This window comes from Alteromonas sp. KUL17 (assembly GCF_006538305.1).
Classification (GTDB): domain Bacteria; phylum Pseudomonadota; class Gammaproteobacteria; order Enterobacterales; family Alteromonadaceae; genus Alteromonas; species Alteromonas macleodii.
Window position 1 is genome coordinate 23908 of the sequence record NZ_BJKJ01000022.1, and the last position, 19281, is coordinate 43188.

The 19281-nt window shown below is 45.9% G+C and carries 14 protein-coding genes and 1 pseudogene; 11 read left to right on the plus strand and 4 right to left on the minus strand.

Annotated features, from left to right (window positions below; all coding sequences use genetic code 11):
• Positions 1-59: 59 nt before the first annotated feature.
• The gene (locus KUL49_RS16365; protein ID WP_242633864.1) at positions 60-1217 is read right to left on the minus strand and encodes a DUF2252 family protein; all 1158 of its coding nucleotides are present in this window, start codon (positions 1215-1217) and stop codon (positions 60-62) included.
• 293 nt (positions 1218-1510) lie between these two features.
• Here KUL49_RS16365 and ahpC point away from each other — a divergent pair, with 293 nt between their 5' ends.
• From ahpC to KUL49_RS16390, 5 genes are all read left to right on the plus strand, one after another.
• Positions 1511-2074, plus strand: a complete 564-nt coding sequence (gene ahpC / locus KUL49_RS16370; RefSeq protein WP_131137969.1) for an alkyl hydroperoxide reductase subunit C — start codon at positions 1511-1513, stop codon at positions 2072-2074.
• Between the two features lie 181 nt (positions 2075-2255).
• Entirely contained in the window at positions 2256-3845 is a 1590-nt protein-coding gene (gene ahpF, locus KUL49_RS16375; RefSeq protein WP_014976359.1) for an alkyl hydroperoxide reductase subunit F, read from the plus strand.
• Between the two features lie 189 nt (positions 3846-4034).
• On the plus strand, positions 4035-6275 hold the full coding sequence (locus tag KUL49_RS16380) for a TonB-dependent siderophore receptor (RefSeq protein ID WP_242633865.1): 2241 nt from the start codon (positions 4035-4037) through the stop codon (positions 6273-6275).
• Between the two features lie 9 nt (positions 6276-6284).
• Positions 6285-6821, plus strand: a complete 537-nt coding sequence (locus tag KUL49_RS16385; protein WP_131137970.1) for a hypothetical protein — start codon at positions 6285-6287, stop codon at positions 6819-6821.
• A gap of 10 nt (positions 6822-6831) precedes the next feature.
• Positions 6832-8316, plus strand: a complete 1485-nt coding sequence (locus tag KUL49_RS16390) for a PepSY domain-containing protein (protein WP_131137971.1) — start codon at positions 6832-6834, stop codon at positions 8314-8316.
• A gap of 313 nt (positions 8317-8629) precedes the next feature.
• Here KUL49_RS16390 and KUL49_RS16400 read toward each other — a convergent pair whose 3' ends face one another.
• Positions 8630-9208 (minus strand): demethoxyubiquinone hydroxylase family protein, encoded by a 579-nt coding sequence (locus tag KUL49_RS16400; protein ID WP_131137973.1) that lies wholly within the window; start codon positions 9206-9208, stop codon positions 8630-8632.
• 205 nt (positions 9209-9413) lie between these two features.
• Between KUL49_RS16400 and KUL49_RS16405 the strand changes: the two genes are divergently transcribed.
• The 3 genes from KUL49_RS16405 to KUL49_RS16415 are packed head-to-tail and all read left to right on the plus strand — an operon-like array spanning position 9414 to position 10898.
• Complete coding sequence (locus KUL49_RS16405; RefSeq protein WP_242633866.1) at positions 9414-9947, plus strand: hypothetical protein; 534 nt, start codon at positions 9414-9416, stop codon at positions 9945-9947.
• Positions 9916-10479: a hypothetical protein gene (locus tag KUL49_RS16410; RefSeq protein WP_373995661.1), complete on the plus strand. Its 564-nt coding sequence runs from the start codon at positions 9916-9918 to the stop codon at positions 10477-10479. Before KUL49_RS16405 ends, KUL49_RS16410 begins: the two co-directional genes overlap by 32 nt.
• The gene (locus tag KUL49_RS16415; RefSeq protein ID WP_131137974.1) at positions 10479-10898 is read left to right on the plus strand and encodes a hypothetical protein; all 420 of its coding nucleotides are present in this window, start codon (positions 10479-10481) and stop codon (positions 10896-10898) included. The genes KUL49_RS16410 and KUL49_RS16415 overlap by 1 nt, the downstream gene beginning before the upstream one ends.
• Positions 10899-11004: 106 nt before the next feature.
• Here KUL49_RS16415 and KUL49_RS16420 read toward each other — a convergent pair whose 3' ends face one another.
• Positions 11005-13347 (minus strand): YgiQ family radical SAM protein, encoded by a 2343-nt coding sequence (locus tag KUL49_RS16420; RefSeq protein WP_131137975.1) that lies wholly within the window; start codon positions 13345-13347, stop codon positions 11005-11007.
• A gap of 254 nt (positions 13348-13601) precedes the next feature.
• On the opposite strand from KUL49_RS16420, the gene KUL49_RS16425 reads away from it, so the two are divergent.
• Positions 13602-14066 carry an EVE domain-containing protein gene (locus KUL49_RS16425; RefSeq protein WP_131138001.1) on the plus strand — a complete coding sequence of 155 codons (465 nt, stop codon included), beginning with the start codon at positions 13602-13604 and terminating at the stop codon, positions 14064-14066.
• Positions 14067-14191: 125 nt separating this feature from the next.
• Here KUL49_RS16425 and KUL49_RS16430 read toward each other — a convergent pair whose 3' ends face one another.
• The gene (locus KUL49_RS16430) at positions 14192-14602 is read right to left on the minus strand and encodes a hypothetical protein (RefSeq protein ID WP_014976366.1); all 411 of its coding nucleotides are present in this window, start codon (positions 14600-14602) and stop codon (positions 14192-14194) included.
• Positions 14603-14768: 166 nt separating this feature from the next.
• Here KUL49_RS16430 and KUL49_RS16435 point away from each other — a divergent pair, with 166 nt between their 5' ends.
• Together KUL49_RS16435 and KUL49_RS16440 are read left to right on the plus strand one after the other, a co-directional pair.
• Positions 14769-17108: a TonB-dependent siderophore receptor gene (locus KUL49_RS16435; protein ID WP_131137976.1), complete on the plus strand. Its 2340-nt coding sequence runs from the start codon at positions 14769-14771 to the stop codon at positions 17106-17108.
• A 15-nt stretch (positions 17109-17123) separates the two neighbouring features.
• Positions 17124-19276 (plus strand): annotated as a pseudogene (locus KUL49_RS16440) (FAD-dependent oxidoreductase).
• Positions 19277-19281: the final 5 nt, after the last annotated feature.

Sequence of the window (19281 nt, forward strand, 5' to 3'; positions counted from 1 at the left end):
GCCATTCCTGCATTCCCACGCTTCGCTAGGAAACTTGCCAGCGCCTTCTGAGTGGGCGATTATCTGTGTGCATTGGTATTACACTCAAAGCCACCATTTATCGCTTTATTTCCCATTGCAATATCTTGTGGGTCGATTCCCACTTTAGCGTGATGTCGGGAGCGAACCAGGTAATGCGCATTTTCAAACTTAACTTCATCAAGCACTAAGTCGGGTTTTCGTTGCATTCTTCGTTGGCATCGAGCTGTAAGGTGTGCAGCATTTAGGCGATTAACCGGGTTAAAATCTGGAAAGTAATAAATAGGCGCAGCAACACGTTGTTGCTTAACCTCTACAATATGACAATACGCAAAGCTTGCTGAATTATGTGGTTTTGCTGGTCCTACTATAAAGTAGTAGCGCGCCATATTTACCGACCCGGTGCCCGCATCAAGGCGTTTCACTATATCGACTACCGCATCGTCCATGTAGGGAGCAAAAGCTTCTAGTAGCGTGGCGTATTCTTGTGGGCTTAGGGTAGAAAATTTTTCACTGTTGGCCTTAAACCCCAAGGTCTTGCCATCAAAATGAACGGCTTTAGCCAGCGCACTTTTAATCGTGAAGTCTTCTCCTCCTGCGCTGCGGGCTTTGGCTTTTTTATATAGTTTGGTCAGCTTGCTTGGCACGGCATCTGGGCAGTAGTCTATGGCTTCATTGATCACCATGGCGTTTTCTACTACTTGGCTACAGGTTTCTACATAACGCTCAACAAATGCGTATTGCGCATTAATAACCTGCTGGTGGCTGACAACAGGTTTAGTGATGTCGATGCTATCGCACGCATACTTTCCATCAACGGCGCCTAGGCAATGTATCTGGGCAAGGTGCAATGAAGTGAGATAACGTAGCAGATCCCAATGTGCTTTGCCGACGCACGCATCATCAAAGTCGTTGGGTGAGAAGATCACTGTATCTCCGTGAGACCCTTCTTCTGTGAGAAAGCCAAAGTTGGAGGTATGACAGTCTCCCATCACGCTGGTGAGGGGAACTGTCTCGCATTCTTTAGGAAAATTGATAAGGCCAGCTTTTATATCAGCGTAAAACAGCTGCGCACTGCCTCTGTAGAAAACAAAGGGGCTGGCCTCCATTTTTGCATGCTTTGTCAAAGTGCGAGATGGCGCGTGTCCATCGATTAGCATTATTTCGTGGGAGATGCGCTGTAGTCGGGAATGGGTCATAGTTTTCTCATTCAGCAGAATTTAGCCGGTGAAACCGTATTGCAAAACAATCAATCTATTTTGGCTCAATTTTCATCGTTCAATTCAATAACCTGATTAAGCGATTCATTTTTACCAATTAGTTTTTTGTGATTGTGCACGCTATTCTTATCACCAGTTTCGAGAGACATGAATTTCGCGTTAAGTGATTATCTTCACAAAACTGCAAAACCATGTCGACACAATAAACGTAAAGTTTGTATTCGTATGTGTTTAACGTGCGAAAATAATTTAAACCAAATGGAGAATTAAACATGGCATTGATTAATACTGCTATCAAACCTTTCAAAGCAACTGCATTTAAAGACGGCGAATTCGTAGACGTAAGCAGCGAAGACATCAAAGGTAAATGGGCAGTTTTCGTATTTTACCCAGCTGACTTCACATTTGTTTGTCCAACTGAGCTTGGCGACATCGCGGACAAGTACGAAGAACTTCAGTCACGTGGCGTAGAAGTATTTTCAGTATCTACTGACACTCACTTCACTCACAAAGCATGGCACGATTCTTCTGACACGATCAACAAGATCAAATTTGCAATGATTGGCGACCCAACAGGCGAAATCACTCGTAACTTCGATTGTATGCGTGAAACTATGGGTCTTGCTGACCGCGCTACATTTGTTGTTGACCCAGAAGGCATCATCCAAGCGATGGAAATCACTTCTGAAGGTATCGGCCGTGACGCAGATGACCTAGTACGCAAAGTTAAAGCCGCTCAGTACGTTGCAAACAACCCAGGTGAAGTTTGCCCAGCTAAGTGGAAAGAAGGCGAACCAACTCTAGCACCTTCACTTGACCTAGTAGGCAAAATCTAAGCAGCACGCTTAGCGCTTAATATATGAAAGCTCAGCGCTTCGTGCATTGCACAGTATTAAGCAAATAATTTGTAGGGAGTGGGTCTCCACTCCCTGATATTAATTTCCAATTTCCGCTTATGTTGTTGACCCTTCAAAAGGTTGGCGGGGATCGGCGTGTCGAAAATAAGGCAGAATAACCGTGTTAACTAAAGAAATTTTACAAGCATTGAAATCATATGCAGAGTCAATGCAAAAAAACGTAACCTTTGTCGTACAGACCGGTGAACATAGCAAGCGTGAAGAGCTTGTGACGTTTCTGTCCGACATTGCTTCAGTAAGCGAAAAATTAAACGTAGAAGAGCGTGACACAAATGGTGAGTTGCGCAGTGCAATCAGCTTTTTGTTGGAAGCTGATGGCGAAGATACGGGAATTCGTTTTTCTGGTATCCCTGGCGGTCACGAGTTTAACTCGCTTGTACTTGCCATGCTGCATGCAGCGGGTACTGAACTTAAGCTAGACGATAGCGTTAAGTCGATGGTGAAAGCGGTGAATGAACCACTTAATTTTGAAGTGTTCATTAGCTTAAGCTGTCACAACTGCCCTGAAGTCGTACAGGCACTTAATCAATTTGCTTTGATTAATCCTAACATCAAGACCGAAATGATCGACGGCGGGTTATATCAAAATCTAATTCAAGAGCGCGACATCCAAGGTGTTCCTAGCGTATACCTTAATGGCGAGCTATTCGCGAATGGTAAAGTTGATGCCTCTGTGCTTATCAACAAGTTAATTGAACGCGACCCTAGCCTTAAAGAAGCAAACAAAGGCGATGCGTTACCACTTCAAGACGTAACGGTTATCGGTGGTGGTCCAGCAGGCGTTGCTTCGGCGATTTACAGTGCCCGTAAAGGCCTTAAAGTTGCCATTGTTGCTGAAACTTTTGGCGGCCAAGTTAAAGATACCATGGGTATCGAGAACCTTATCTCAGTACCTAAAACAACGGGCCCTGAGCTTGTTGGTAACTTGATGGAGCACGTACGCGATTACGACATTACGCTCAAAGAGCACGTACGCGTTGATAGCATTGAGAAAGGCAATATTAAAACCATTACGCTTTCTTCTGGCGAACAGATCCGCACTCGTACGGTTATTGTTGCGACAGGCGCCCGCTGGAGAGAACTTGGTGTTCCGGGCGAAAAAGAGAACATCGGTAATGGTGTTGCGTACTGCCCACACTGCGACGGCCCTTTCTTCAAAGGTAAAGACGTAGCGGTCATTGGCGGTGGTAACTCAGGTATTGAAGCGGCACTTGACCTTGCAGGCATTGTAAAATCGGTGACGGTATTTGAATTTATGCCAGAACTAAAAGCGGACAAGGTACTTATCGATCAAGCTCAAAAGCGCGATAATATTACCATTATCAAGAACGCGGCAACGCGCCAAATTACTGCTGAAAATGGCAAAGTGAACGCAATTGAATACCAAGATCGCTCAACTAACGAAGTGCACACCCGTGAACTTGCAGGTGTATTTGTTCAAATTGGACTAGTACCAAACAGTCAGTTTATGAAGGGCACGGTAGACATGACACAGTATGGCGAAATTATCGTTGATACTAAGTGTCATACATCTGAGCCGGGTATATTTGCAGCCGGTGACGTAACAACAGTACCGTATAAGCAAATTGTTATTTCGATGGGTGAGGGCGCGAAAGCATCGCTTGCTGCATTTGAATACTTGTTAAGCCATGAAGTGGTTGAGTCTGAACAGGAAAGTGAAGCGGCATAGTCATTAGCCTTTCACTTCTCATGAGAGTTAAAGCCGAGCTAACGTTGTTAGTTCGGCTTTTTTGTATGCGCGTATCTTTATGTTACTTAACAACCTCGGTTAACGCGTTTTCTGTTACTTATTGATGTTAATGTGAATGATACTGGTTATCATTTGTGTAAATTTTTGCTAAATTAGACGAAAGTACTAATGCAGCCTTCATTTCACTTCATTCTTGTAATAGGCGAATTGATGGGTCTTAAAAATAAATCACAGAAAGCACTCAACATGAATAAGAAATTACTCAGCTTGGCGGTAGCGGCTATCTTAGTGTCTCACGCACATGCTCAGGAAGATAAAAGTGGCGCTGGCTTAGCTATAGATAAGCGAGAAGCAACAGCGGAAAAAGCAGAAGCGAATGCAGTAGAAAAGATTGAAGTAGTGGGCATGCGTTCTCCGTTTGGCGCAACAAAAACAAATACACCGATTGTTGAACTCGCCCGTACAATTTCCATTGAAACCGCATTAGATTTAAAGCAAAAAGGTGTGTTAAATCTTTCTCAGTCTGCCACCTATATGGCGGGCGTGACGGGGGAGTCATACGGATACGCCACCCGAGTCGATTCAATCTCTTCCAGAGGATTAAGTATTCCGCGCTATCGCGACTCAATTCAAGAGTTGTTTGGCAGCTATAATTCTACGCGAGCTGAAATTTACACAATGGAACAGGTTGAGTTGCTTAAGGGGCCTGCCTCTGTACTTTACGGTCAGGGCTCTCCCGGTGGCATAATGAACTATGTGTCAAAAACGCCCACGTTAGGCAAAGGAAGCGAAGTGGTGTTGTCCTACGGAAACTTCGACCGCGCGCAAGTTGGGGTGGATGTAAACGGCAGCCTGTCTGAAGATGATAAGTGGATGGGGCGTTTTGTTGGTATATATCGTAATGCTGACTCTCAGGTTGATTATGTTAGCGATGACACCCAAGTATTCATGCCGTCACTTTCCTTCATGCCTTCTGACGATACAACGCTAACGCTAATCGGGTTATTCCAAGATACTGCTAGTGATACAGCAGCGCAGTTTATTCCTGTGGAAGGCACATTATTGCCTTTGGCTGACGGCACTTATTTACCCGACCAAGATGTTTACGCAGGTGAACCAGGGTTTAATAAATTTGATACTAAGTCGAACCAAGTTACCTTGCTTGGCGAGCACTTGATTAACGATACAACGTCACTTTCATTTACTGCCTTATGGCGAGATGGTGAGGCAGACTACCACCAAGCGTGGCCCACTTTTACGGGCGGTACTCGCTATCTAAACGCTTTTGTAGGGGCACCGGTCGCGCCTACCGATACCTTTGTGCCGAGAACGTTTTATCAAGCAGACAATACGTTTAATCAACACGCTTTTGATATTCGTGTAAACAAGGGCTTTGTAACAGGCGCTTTCGAACACGAGTTATTAGCGGGTGTACAATATCAACATGTTAAAACTGACGCCAACTCTGCTTACTATGCTGGTGGTGGGGTATTACAAGGTGATTTTAGGTACATTCTGGACTTGGCTAACCCTGAGTACACAGGCGCACCAGAGCAAGCCATTTTCGACGCAATCTACATCGATGCGCCTGAACAGACAGTCACGGACACGGGGTTATACCTGTCTGATCAAATTTCCTATGAAAACTGGCGGGTAACGCTAGGCCTACGTCACGACCGCGTTGATAATGATACGGGCGTAACTGAGCAGGATGACACGCAAACATCATACTCAGCTGGAATTTTGTATCGTTTTGACAACGGCATTTCTCCCTACCTTAGTTACGCTGAGTCGTTCGAGACGGTAGTGGGACTAGATAACAATAACAACCAGCTTAAGCCTGAAGAAGGTCGTCAATACGAGGCAGGGATTAAGTATGAACTCTCGTCAGTTCCTGGTTTTATCACGCTGGCGTATTACGATATTGAAGTTTCAAACCTTCCTAATCCTAACGGATTACCAGACGAAGCGGCGCAACAGCAAGGCGTAACGACCATTGAAGGGATTGAGCTAGAAGGGCGCGTAGACTTTGGCCAGATAACAGCGCAGTTTGCGGCGTCGGTCTTGGATGCAGAAGATCCTAACGGTTTTTCGTTGTCAGCACAGCCAGACAGCAATGCGTCGTTGTGGGTAAATTATTCTCCACTTGAGCTTGAAGCGCTAACCGTAGGAGCTGGTATTCGCTACGTGGGAGAATCAGTTTCCGAGAATGGTGTCATCAGATACGACACGCCTAGCTACACCCTTGGTGACCTGATGGTGTCGTATGAGCTTTCAGATAATTTGAATTTGCAGCTGAATGTAAGAAATGTGACCGATAAAAAATATCTCACGTCTTGCTTATTCAGAGGTGACTGTTTCCCTGGTGTACGCAGAACAGTGAACGCGTCGCTAACCTATTCGTTTTAAGGATTTATCATGCTTTCAGTTGCAGCGGGTGGTTTAACACTTGCAGCCTTAGGTGTTATTTATAAAAGTTGGCGCGCTCAAGCGTCAACGTATCTTTATTTGGGTCTTGCCGTATGGCTAGTTGCAGCAGTGTGCTGGTCTTATGCTCAGGGGTGGGAGTTTGGCGTGCTATATGCGCTGTGTATCCCTTCCATTTTAGTGTGGCCTTTTATTGCGTTTAACCAAACGCATTTGCCTCAGCCAAAAAATGTACCTCAGCCGAGGAGCTTTGATTTCTCGCGACGTACAGTTCTAGGGAACATCGCAAACTACATCGTGGTGCTGGTTGTTTTATTGGTTGTGAGCGTGTTATTGACGCTAGGACTATGTGCGCTACTTCCATTCTCAATAGCAGGGAAGTTGGCTACAGGTATCGTGCTGTTGCCAATTTTGTGGGGTCTTATTGCTTATCACTACCTTGCTACCGCCCACAAAATTAAAGTTGTTGTTGCTTACGCAGTTTTGGCTGCGCTTTGCCTACCAATACTTATTTTCTTCCCCATGTAGGTGAATATCGATGGATAAAATAACAAAACAAAATGCATTAAATGCACATACTTGGGTAGGCGTTTTTCTGAGTGTACTTCTCTTTTTGGTGTGCTTATCTGGGACCGTTGCGGTTTTTCACTTAGAGTTTGAAAGGTGGGAACAGCCGCATATTGAAGAAATGAAGGATGTTTCTCCTGATGTTGTTGAAAAGGCGATGGACACCTTTTTGGCTCAGAATACGCAGGAGTCTCACCATCTTTATGTGGTTTTCCCTACATCAGATATCCCTCGGTTGGTGGTAGAAAACGATCATGCTGCTTACTTTGCCGACAGTGAAGGTAACTTATTAGAGCAAGAAAGCGTGTCTTTTACCGAAATGCTCGTGAACTTGCACTTGTATCTCAATTTGCCACAAAGTTGGGGAATGATTTTGGTCAGCGCTTTGGGCGCTATCATCTGTACCCTTGTCGTCACTGGAATTATTGCTCACAAACGAATAGCAAAAGATGCTTTTAAACTTCGACGGGGTGGCAACGGTCAGCAAGCACAAATTGATTTGCACAACCGTTTTGGACTATGGGCAGCGCCTTTTCATTTAGTTATAGGTATAACAGGCGCATATTTTGGTATGGCAGGGATCATTTTGGTGGTTGTTGCCTCACTAAATTACGAAGGCGATCGCGACGCGGTTATCCAGAAAATCTTTACGCCAGACCCTGTATTAGCGCCACAGGAAGGTAAGCCGGCTATTGGTAGGGCGTTTGCACAAATGGAAACGCTAGCGCCAGAAAAGTCGCCAATATTTTTAACGGTACACGAAGTCGGTGAACCAGAGCAGTTCATCGAAATATATGCCAAGGCACCCAATAGAATGATCTACGCAGAAGGTTATCGATTCGATACGGCGGGTAACTTTATCGGTGTGGCCGGCTATGAATTCGGTGAATGGGGTAAGCAGTTGGTATGGGCGATGTACCGTTTGCACTTCGGTGACTTCGCCGGCCTTACCAGCAAATGGCTGTACTTTGTTCTTGGTGTAATGCTGACCATGCTTTGCGTGTCGGGTATGGAGATTTGGCTGTCTAAGAAGGCGCATCCGCCGTTAGCAAGTAGGCTTTGGTACAGCACGGTGTGGGGTAGTGTGAGTGCACTCGCATTAACTGCTGTAGCAGATATGTTTTTTACAGGCTCGCTCATCGCCGTTTTTTGGTGCCTTATGCTACTTAATACCGGTATTACAGTGGGAGTGAAACCACTCACAAAGCCGATATGGTTGCTTATATCAGGCCTAAGCGTAATGGTGTTACTCATAGCCTATGCGGCTGTGCACCAAAGCGCGACGCTATCGGTTGCGTCACTTCAGCTTAATATACCTATGGTGGTGTACGTGGTGTGGAGTGTTTATCGTGCTAATACGCTGATTAAGCGAGCTAAAAATGCAGAAACACAGATTGAAGCCGACGCGAGTAACGGCGCGCCTCAATCAGCGCAAGAAAAAAGAGTGAATGCGTAAATCTTATCGTAACTATTAGGGGCTCACAGGAAGCCCCTTAGTTACGCTTCTTTCTTTTCCACGTACCGCCATACATATAGCCATTGCAGGCCTTTGCTCGTTCTTGACAGGCTTTGCATACTATACGCCACGTGTCTTCATCACCACATCGAATACGAAACTGTGTGTCGGCATTGATACCGCAATTGTCACAGGGTTTTGGTAGCCGAACTCTGTCCTTTTTTCCCACTCTAAAAGCGTCTCTTTTTTTTCAATTAATAAATTCTCTGATGCCTATTTTTTATCACAGGTCACTGCGCATAAGCTCGAAAACTTAAATCACTTTTGCGATTGCAACGGCAATAGAAGAGCCTTTTTCAACGGCTGCGCCCCATAATTTCATTAATAACGACGGCCTTTTCGTCATTAGGAGCAGCGCTTCATCTCTGTGATGTTGTTCATCTGCTTGGCATTGTCTAAACCGATTTATAACGTTTGAAGGGGGGATGGCTAACGCAGAAATGCGCTTACATTGTTCTTCGTAATGCGAATCTACGAACTGCTCTACTCGGTAAATGGTGTAGTAAAAGCAATTAATACCGCAAAGTCTTGGAATAAAACCGGTGATAAACCCAGAAGCTATCCATACAGGTAAAATAAAACTTCCCCTAAAAAGCGGCATTTCGTTTTCAAAGACGGCGAGGTGTCGTCTTTCCGTTTTAAGGTGCTCATGTATGAAGGGTTGTGCCTCGTTGTTTGTGCCAGAAAAATTAACCAGTTTTAAAACACATTCGGCAAATAGAGCACCACGGTATATCCAAACGGCTCCCGTCTCTCCCGCGTGGCTCGCACGTAACTCTTTGTCTACTTGCTTAGCATAATTATCTCCGAGTGTTTTTGCATTAAATGGCATGACGTACCTCTGCAGCATTTTATAAAAAAACGATCTGAAGGGGGGAATGGATGCTACCTAACGAATTTGTAATGCTTATTTGAACATGCGCTATTTAGAAAGCTCTGGATGATAGTGTTCTATTTATAAACGAAAGCAGAGTATCGGAGGGTTGCTTGCTATGGTTGATAGATACACAACATGCGTTGCTTGCACGAGAGCATAAATGAAGGTATTCGGTGGCGTTGTCATTCTTGTCTTAGGGTATTTACTATTGTGGCCAGTCCCCATTGCGCCAATAAGCTGGCAAGCACCGAGCAGTAGCGGATTTTCGGGGGAGTTTATTGAAAACAACCGTTTGGCGGGCCTTTCGTTTATTGAATTAGGCGCAGATAAAGGGCCGGAGGATTTTGCGATAAACGCTGCGGGAACTATTGCAACCGCCACTCATTCTGGTGCGGTATTACTCAAGAAAAAAGGTGAGGCAGCATTTACTCCATGGATTAACACTGGTGGACGCCCGCTCGGTATCGAGTTCGATACCAACGGCAACTTATTAATCGCCGATGCACATCGCGGATTGCTAATTGCAGACCCTGAAGGTGAGCTAACGGTATTGGTTAACCAAGTAGAAAACACTAAAGTTGTATATGCGGACGATGTGGATGTTGCCGACAACGGCAATATTTACTTCACTGACGCAACCACCAAGTTCTTCGCCAAAGAGTATGGGGCAACTTACCGACACGCTTCTGCCTAGCCTTTCGCTGACGAAGGTTTACGTTTTAGCCACGGGCGCGACATGTTCAGCAAGTGAAGCGGTAATGAATGCACTTCGTGGTATTGATGTAGAAGTAGTGCAAATTGGCTCTACTACTTGTGGTAAGCCGTATGGGTTCTACCCAACAGACAATTGTGGTGAGACTTACTTTACTATCCAGTTCCAAGGGGTGAATAACAAAGGGTTTGGTGATTATGCTGATGGTTTCATGCCTACCACCACGCCTAATTTCGATTTTGAGTTGCCGGGGTGTGAAGTTGAAGATGACTTTACCGCAAGCTTGGGTGATCCGGATGAAGGGATGCTGTCAGCCGCATTGGAATATGCTGCTACAGGCTCATGTCCCGAAGTTGTCACGTCAAACGGCGTGGCGGATGTCAAAGCACTGCGCAGTAACCAAAGTGCGTTAGGTGGCGAAAAGCTCATTCCTATCGACAAGCCTGAACAACGCAAAGAGAACTTTATTTTACACAACAAAATAAATCAGCCTGTTATTCAGGAGCGCAATTAATGTCGCTTCCTAATAAAAAAGGAAAACTGCTAAAAGGAAGACTGCTAGCTGCACCTCTCGCCATACTTTTGCTCTCGGCGAGCGGATGCGCGACAACACAGGAGGCTGAGTTACACGAGGCAATAACCAAATCCATCAGTGTGAGTCAAAAGCAAGCTATTGAAAGTAAGATCAGCAACTGGTTTGGTGGTCTAAACATAACGATAGCCGATGATGCATTCAGTCAAACCGCGAGCATTACGATTGAGCGTAAAGCAAAGGTTGATAGCAGGGGATTACCTATTGACGGAAGGCACGACAACCCTGTTTATAGTTTTACGCTGCTAAGTGATGGTGAACAGTGCGTGTTGCGTAACGACCAAAGTAGGGAACTTACCAAGCTTGAAAATGTGACCTGTTATATAGTGGACGAGACATAAGTCGAGGTAAATCGACGAAAGCGCAATGTCATCGTTGACAATAGGCCTTAAAAAAACGCCCAGAGTTTACAAGCTCCGGGCGTTTTTGTTTCTATCATTTGTGCTGCTATCGTTTTTGCATACTTGGTTGCTTTTGCGTACGGCCGCGGCTGTTGCCACTACTATTATTTCCTTTCGAAGCGTTGCCTCTATTCTTATTCCCGCCGGTGTCGTTACGCTGCTGTGCTGTGTTTCCATGACCTTGTTTGTTAGCGTTGGAATTACGTCGGCTCTTATTTACGCCGTTACCGCCTTTGCTGCTCTTGCCCTGAAAGGTAGGAGGAAGCCCAGTATGTTTGGTTAGTGCGCGTTCACCACGACGGCCTTTTTGCGCTTTTTGGCGTTTTTCATCTGCTGTTTCTGGCGGAACAAGGTGCTGAGGACCACGGCCTATCAAATCTTCGCGCCCCATACGTTTAAGTGCTTCACGAATTTGTGCAAAGTTTTTCGGGTCGTGATAACGCAGCATCGCCTTGTGTAATCGACGGTGAATTTCACCTTTTGCAGAAGGCACCTCTTCACTGTCTTTAGTGACTTTGCGAAGGGAATTTACCTCGGTATGGTACATGGTGGTAGCCGTTGCCATTGGCGACGGATAGAAGTTCTGTACCTGATCGAGCTTAAATTTGTTTTCTTTAAGCCAAATCGCAAGGCTTAGCATATCTTCGTCTGTCGTGCCCGGGTGCGATGCAATGAAATACGGAATGAGATACTGTTTTTTACCAGCTTCTTGAGAGTACTTATCGAACAGCTCTTTGAAGCGGTAGTAGCTGCCCATGCCCGGTTTCATCATTTTTGAAAGTGGGCCATCTTCGGTGTGTTCTGGAGCGATCTTTAAGTAGCCGCCTACGTGGTGAAGGGCCAGTTCTTTCACGTATTCCGGGTCTTCTACCGCTAGGTCGTAACGCACGCCTGACGCAATCAATATCTTTTTAATTCCAGGCAATTCACGAGCGCGACGGTATAAGTCGATAGTTGGCTTATGGTCGGTGTCCATATGTGCACAAATACTTGGATACACACAGGAAGGGCGACGGCAGGTTGCTTCGGCTTTTGGACTTTTACAGCGCAAACGATACATGTTGGCCGTTGGGCCACCAAGGTCTGAAATGACGCCAGTGAAGCCGGGTACTGTGTCGCGAATTTGCTCAATTTCTCGAATAATTGAGTCTTCAGAACGACTTTGAATGATACGGCCTTCGTGTTCGGTAATAGAACAGAAGGTACAGCCACCGTAACAACCACGCATAATATTAATGCTGAAACGAATCATGTCGTACGCCGGTATTTTTGCATCGCCATAAACAGGGTGGGGCACACGCTGATAAGGCAAGTCAAATACCGCATCCATTTCTTCGGTTTCAAGAGGCATAGCCGGTGGGTTTATCCAAATGTGCCTGTCACCATGACGCTGCATAAGCGCGCGAGCACAACCTGGATTGGTTTCTTGGTGTAAAATACGCGAGGTGTGTGCATAAAGCACTTTGTTGTCTTTTACCATTTCATAGGCCGGCAACTTAACGTAAACATTTTCCCAAGGTTTACGCTTTTCTTTTTCTTTTTGAGGCGGCTGAATGACAATAGGCGCAGCTTCGGGCGCTTCGCTACTTTTCGTGTCTTTATCTTGCGAATCGCACTCGGGCTCCATTTGGTATGGGCTTGGAATGGCGTCGATTTTGCCTGGTCTGTCTAACGATGTTGAGTCTACGCCTTGCCATTCCGGTAGCGCTTCTTTCACAATAATTGCGGTGCCGCGAATATCGCGCAGGTCGGCAATGTCTTCACCTGCCGCTAAGCGATGAGTGACTTCGACAAGAGGACGTTCGGCGTTACCAAAAAACAGCATGTCGGCTTTTGAGTCGAACAGTACAGAGCGGCGTACTTTTTCACTCCAATAGTCGTAGTGCGCAATGCGACGTAAGCTCGCTTCAATGCCACCAACAATAACAGGTACACCTTTATAGGCTTCACGGCAGCGTTGCGAGTATACGGTAACAGCACGGTCTGGGCGCTTGCCGCCCACGTTGCCAGGCGTATAAGCATCGTCGTGACGTAGCTTTTTATCAGACGTGTAACGGTTGATCATTGAGTCCATATTGCCGGCTGTTACGCCGAAATACAGATTGGGCTTGCCCAGCTTCATGAAGTCGTCTTTGCTGGTCCAGTCTGGCTGAGAAATTATACCAACGCGAAAGCCATGCGCTTCAAGCACGCGGCCAATTACCGCCATTCCAAAGCTAGGATGATCTACATAAGCATCGCCAGTAACCAAAATAACGTCACAACTGTCCCAGCCAAGGGCATCCATTTCTTCTTTTGACATAGGTAGAAATGGCGCTGTGCCTAAACAATGTGGCCAATATTTAGGATAAGAAAACAGACCGCGATCGGCCTTAATGGTGGCTTGCATAGTAATCACATCTAGATAAATCAGAGAGTTGCTGAGCTTAAATTAAGCTAAAGCTCAGAATAAGTGCGTAATTATAGCAGTGTTGGCGAAGCTAAGGTATAGCGCTGTCATTAAATTAAAGAGCTTTGTATACTCACTTAAATCAACAAGCTGTAAAGCTAGCCATGAGCGCATTTTTTTATAAGCGCTTCAAATGCCCGCATTTAGCGAATGACAGACTTGTCTATTTACAACGAAGAGAATTAACAACGACTATGGCGTATTGGCTATTTAAAACAGAACCTGATGCATTTTCAATCGATGACTTGGCAAACCGCCCAGAACAAACGGAACCGTGGGACGGCGTAAGAAATTACCAGGCGCGTAACTTTTTACGAGACGGCGTTAAACGGGGTGACAGAGTATTTATCTATCATTCAAGTTGCAAGCTGGTGGGCATTGCAGGTGTTGCTGAAGTGGTAAGAGACGGCTACCCGGACACCACGCAGTTTAACCCTGAATCAAAATATTACGACCCTAAATCAAGTCAGGATAACCCCCGCTGGTATCGCGTTGACGTGAAATTTGTAGAGAAATTTTCAAGCGTTCTGCCGCTTTCAGTGATTAAAACGATGGACGGTATTACTGAACTGCCATTGGTCAAAAAAGGTGGAAGACTGTCAATCATGCCTGTAGAAGAGGCTGAATGGCAGCAACTGTATGCTGCTGCCAAACAGTAAGTTAAATGCTAAAAAGCGTAGCCGTCATATCTTGTTAGCTTGCTAAAGCTAAATATAAGGGCTATCGCTATGCGCTAACTTTCTAGCGTGCGGTGTATCTAGCGTGTTTAGCTAACGAATAGCTGCTACTTGCCAAAGGCAAATTTAGTATCGGCATCGCGCAATAGGAAAAGTGCAAAGCACGCGCCCCACATTGGCCATGCAGCAAAAAACAGCAGGTGATTAAAGGCATCTAGATACTGCGGGAATGAAGACAGAGTAGACCCACCGTGAAGAATAAAAATAAGACCGTAGGTGTATTTTTTCGCAAGTCCCGCTAAGAATGCCAAAACCAGCGCAAGCTGCAGTGCGCCCATAACGTAAACGGCCATTTCAGGCACGCCGCCGATACCATAGAACTTTTCAAAAATGGCCATGCCGTGGGCTGGGTTAACAAACTTATCGAGTGTCCATACGAACATAACGATAAATATTGTTACGCGGAGAGAAAGTAGCGACCATTGTAGTCGGTTTTGAATATCGGTGTTGTTTTGCATACATGCTCCAAAATTATAATAGTGCAAGCATACTAGAACGACCGTTCAAAATAAAAATTTCAATTAATTTTGTGTTTTTTAATATCTTTTGAAAATTAAATGTACTGAAATTTTTTGTGACGCGTATCGGTCTTGTCGAACAAGAATTAAAAATACGGATCTGTTAATGAAAAAAGTAATCGGCCTAGCCGTTAGCACACTCGCACTTGCAATCAGTCAATCGCTCTATGCCCAGCAAGCGGCAGATATTGAAGTGGTTGAGGTAACCGGAAACCAGCAGAGTTTAGATACGCTAAATCCTGGTGATAATACACTTAAAGGCATTTTCGGTAGCGGTTTAAGTGCAGCTGAGACACCTAGAGCGGTGACGTCACTGTCGGCACAAGCGATAGAGGCACTTAACATTAACGATTTACACGACATCGTAAAAGCGGCGCCCAACGCGTACGCCTCTAGCGGCTTTGGCACGCCAAGCCTGCCCAGTATACGCGGCCAATTAGGTGAGCTTTTTCAAGATGGTATAAGACGTCAAGCAGGCAACAATGGCTTTGGTTTGCCTTTGTCGTTCAATAGCATTGAGCAAATTGACGTGGTGAAAGGGCCGTCGCCAGTGTTGTTTGGTAGTACGCAGCGCAACGGTGGCTTTGTAAACCTTCAAACTAAGGTTGCGCCTACCACAGAAAGCAAGGGGAAAGTTACCCTTCGCGCCGGGCGCTGGGATCAGTATTCAGCGCAAGTGGATTACGGTAAAGCTATAGAAGAAGGTAAAAGTGGTATTCGCTTTAGTGCAGAGTACTTAGACCATGGCAGTTTCTACGATTTTGCCGAGCGTGATAGCACGAACCTGTTTGTAGCGTATCGCTATACGCCAAGCGATGTACTGACGTGGGATATCAGCGCGGAGTATTACGACACAGACTATCCAGACAACGCAGGTATCAACCGCCCAACGCAAGACCTTATCGATAACGGCACCTACATTACAGGCCAAGGTATTCAGTCAAATGGCAGTACAGTACCGGGGGCAGGTGCTATCATTTCTCCTACCGGGGAAGTGGTTATTCCTCGCAACCGCGTATTCACAAATCCTGACGACATTAACGGTGCTGAAACTACGGTTATTCGAAGCAGTGTCGAATACAAAATGACTGATAACGTGGCGCTTCGCAACATTACCTACTACCAATACCTTGAACGTGAAGAAATTGCGCAAAATAGTTTTGTTGAGATCATTGACGGGGCTGACACGTTCGAAAACCGCACTGAGCTAGATTATAAGTGGAACGACGGCCAAACTACGACCGTAGGGTTAGCGCTACGCTACAACGACGTGTTGGGCTATAGCCAGTTTACCACTGAGGCCGATAATCCGATTGATTTAACTGGGCCTATCTCAAACCGCGTTATTCCGCTTACCGATGCCCAAAAAGCCCGATTAGTTGAGCTGCGTCCTGGCGTCTATGTTTCACCGGGGGCGCAGTACGACGTAGACGGCGATGGTAACGGCGATTTTAATTTATCAGACACCACCGACTCTACTGCATGGCAAACAGGCCTGGCGCTTCAGCAGCGCTCTATTTGGACCGATAAATTTTCAACTATTGCTGGCGTACGCGTTGATTACTATGACGTAGACGCGCGTGACCCACTAGCGCCGATTGGTGTTGAAGCAGCGTCAGATTCGTACAGCGATACATTAACCAGCTACCAGTTAAGTGCAGTGTACAAATTAACGGGTGATGTGAATGTTTACGCGGCGTTTTCAGAAAACGACGCAACATCGAATAGTATGGCGGGTGGCACGGTGTTAGGCGGTAATAACGAGATTAACCCGCTTAACTTTGCTACTGAAAATACGTTATACGAAGTGGGTGTAAAATATGCGCCAAACAGCAGCTGGTACGCAGAGGCCGCTGTGTTTGACCAAACCCGAAGCCTACGTAACCGTGATGGCAGTAACAGTGGCGTGAAAACGCAAGGTTTTGAATTACAAATGTTCTATCAAGCAAACGATGTTTGGATCAATGCCGCCTATAGCTACTTAGACGCGCGTTTTGATGATTCAGCGGCGTTTCAAGGTACAGCGCAGGTTATTGATGCGTTTGATAATACTCGTCCTGATATTATTGAAGGTACAGGAGTAGGATCACCTTCTTTTGCCGCGTTCTCTGCATCAGACAGTCGCGTTCAGGGGATCCCGCCACAAATTGCTTCTATCAATGCTGGCTGGCAAATTACGGATGACCTGCAAGTGGGGGCAAGTGCGCTATATACCAAGTCATTCCCACTAGACTTTCTGCAAACGGTGCATATTCGCGACCAATATACGGTTGACGTAAATGCAGATTATCAAGTAACAGACGACCTTCGATTACGTTTAGATATCATTAATGTGACCGATGAAGAAAATTGGCAGCCACTGTTTGAAGGTGGGTATTTCGGCGCGACGCTTGTCATGCCAAACGTACCACGTCATGCTCAGGTAACCATGCAATATGCGTTTTAAGCGCTAAGGATATTTATGTTTAAGAAAATAGCACTTTTAGGGGCTATTGTTGCCGCCATATTTAGCTTTTTTTATTTTGATTTAAATAGCTATTTAACCCTTCAAGGCATGAAGGATTCACTCGATACGTTTCAATCGCAGATTGCTCAAAACCCGGTATTAAGTACTGGTGTGTTCTTTGCCATCTATGTTGCCGTAACTGCACTTTCTTTGCCGGGAGCAGCTATTTTGACCCTGGCAGCAGGGGCTTTGTTTGGCCTGGTTCAAGGCTTAGTTATTGTATCGTTTGCCTCGAGCGTAGGGGCAACGCTGGCGTTCTTAGTTTCACGCTTCATATTGCGCGACACCGTGCGAAATAAGTTTAAAGAAAAGCTTAAAAAGATTGATGAGGGCGTGGAAAAGCAAGGTGCGTTTTACTTATTTACCCTGCGCCTAGTGCCAGTATTCCCGTTCTTCCTAATCAACCTGTTGATGGGGTTAACGTCGCTTAAAACCTGGACATTCTACTGGGTAAGCCAAGTAGGCATGCTTGCGGGCACCGCGGTATATGTAAATGCGGGTACTCAACTTGCGCAAATAGACAGTTTGTCTGGCATTGTCTCGCCTGGGCTTATCTTTTCATTTGTACTTTTAGGCATATTCCCCTGGATAGCTAAAGCTATCGTAGCAGTAGTCAATCGCCGTCGCGTCTACAAAGGCTACAGCAAGCCAAAGAAGTTTGATCGCAACTTAGTGGTTATTGGAGCGGGTGCGGGTGGTTTGGTCACCAGCTATATTGCTGCGGCGGTGAAAGCAAAAGTCACGCTGGTAGAAGCTGGCGAAATGGGCGGCGACTGTCTTAACTACGGCTGCGTACCGAGCAAAGCCGTTATAAAAACGGCAAAAGTGGCCAATCAAATGCGTCATGCTGATAACTATGGTTTAGAGCCGCTAACACCCGCTATGTCGTTTAAAAGGGTGATGGCACGTGTGCACGAAGTAATTGCGGCAATCGCGCCTAATGACAGTGTAGAGCGTTACACTAGCTTGGGTGTTGATGTTGTAAAAGGCTATGCGAAAATTATCGACCCTTGGACAGTTGAAATAAAAAGAACGATGGCGGTACCCAAACACTAACCACAAAAAATATTGTGGTTGCTACAGGTGCAGCACCATTTATTCCCGAATTACCAGGCATTGAGCAAAGCGGCTATGTTACCTCTGATACCTTGTGGACCAAGTTTGCTGAACTTGAAGACACGCCAAAACGTTTAATCGTATTAGGTGGCGGGCCTATTGGTTGTGAGCTCGCCCAAGCCTTTTCACGCCTTGGCAGTGACGTAACGCAAGTTGAGCGTGCCCCGCGTTTAATGGGCAGGGAAGATGCGGATGTGGCGGAGTATGCTGAGTCTGTGCTTAGAGAGAGCGGCGTAAACGTATTGACGTCCCATGATGCGCTTCGCTTTGAGCAACAAGACGGTGAAAAAGTGCTTGTTGTAGCGAAAGAGGGTGTTGAATCTACCATTGCCTACGACGAAGTCATTGTGGCTGTGGGACGAAAAGCCCGTTTGCATGGTTTCGGTCTGGAAGACTTGGGTATTCAATTTGATAGAACGATTGAAACCGATGAATACTTGCAAACCCTGATGCCTAATATCTTTGCCGCTGGCGACGTAGTAGGGCCTTATCAATTTACCCACGTGGCCGCACACCAGGCATGGTACGCTGCAGTCAACGCACTATTCGGCACGTTTAAGAAATTCAAAGTTGATTATCGCGTTATTCCTTGGACAACCTTTATCGATCCGGAAGTAGCGCGGGTGGGCATTAACGAGCGTGACGCTGCCGAGCAAGACATTGACGTTGAAGTAACGCGATACGAGTTTGCAGAGTTAGATCGCGCTGTTGCGGAAAGTGCCAGAAAAGGGTTTATTAAAGTGCTTACGCCACCGGGTAGAGACAAAATATTGGGCGTTACTATCGTCTCGGAACACGCAGGAGACTTACTGGCTGAGTTTGTTATTGCTATGAAGCACGACCTAGGGTTAAACAAGATCCTTGGCACTATCCACGCTTACCCAACATGGGCTGAAGGCGCAAAGTATGCAGCAGGGAATTGGAAACGCGCAAACGCGCCTGAAAAATTACTCAGCTATGTAGAGAAATTCCACACGTGGCGCAGAGGGTAGTTAAT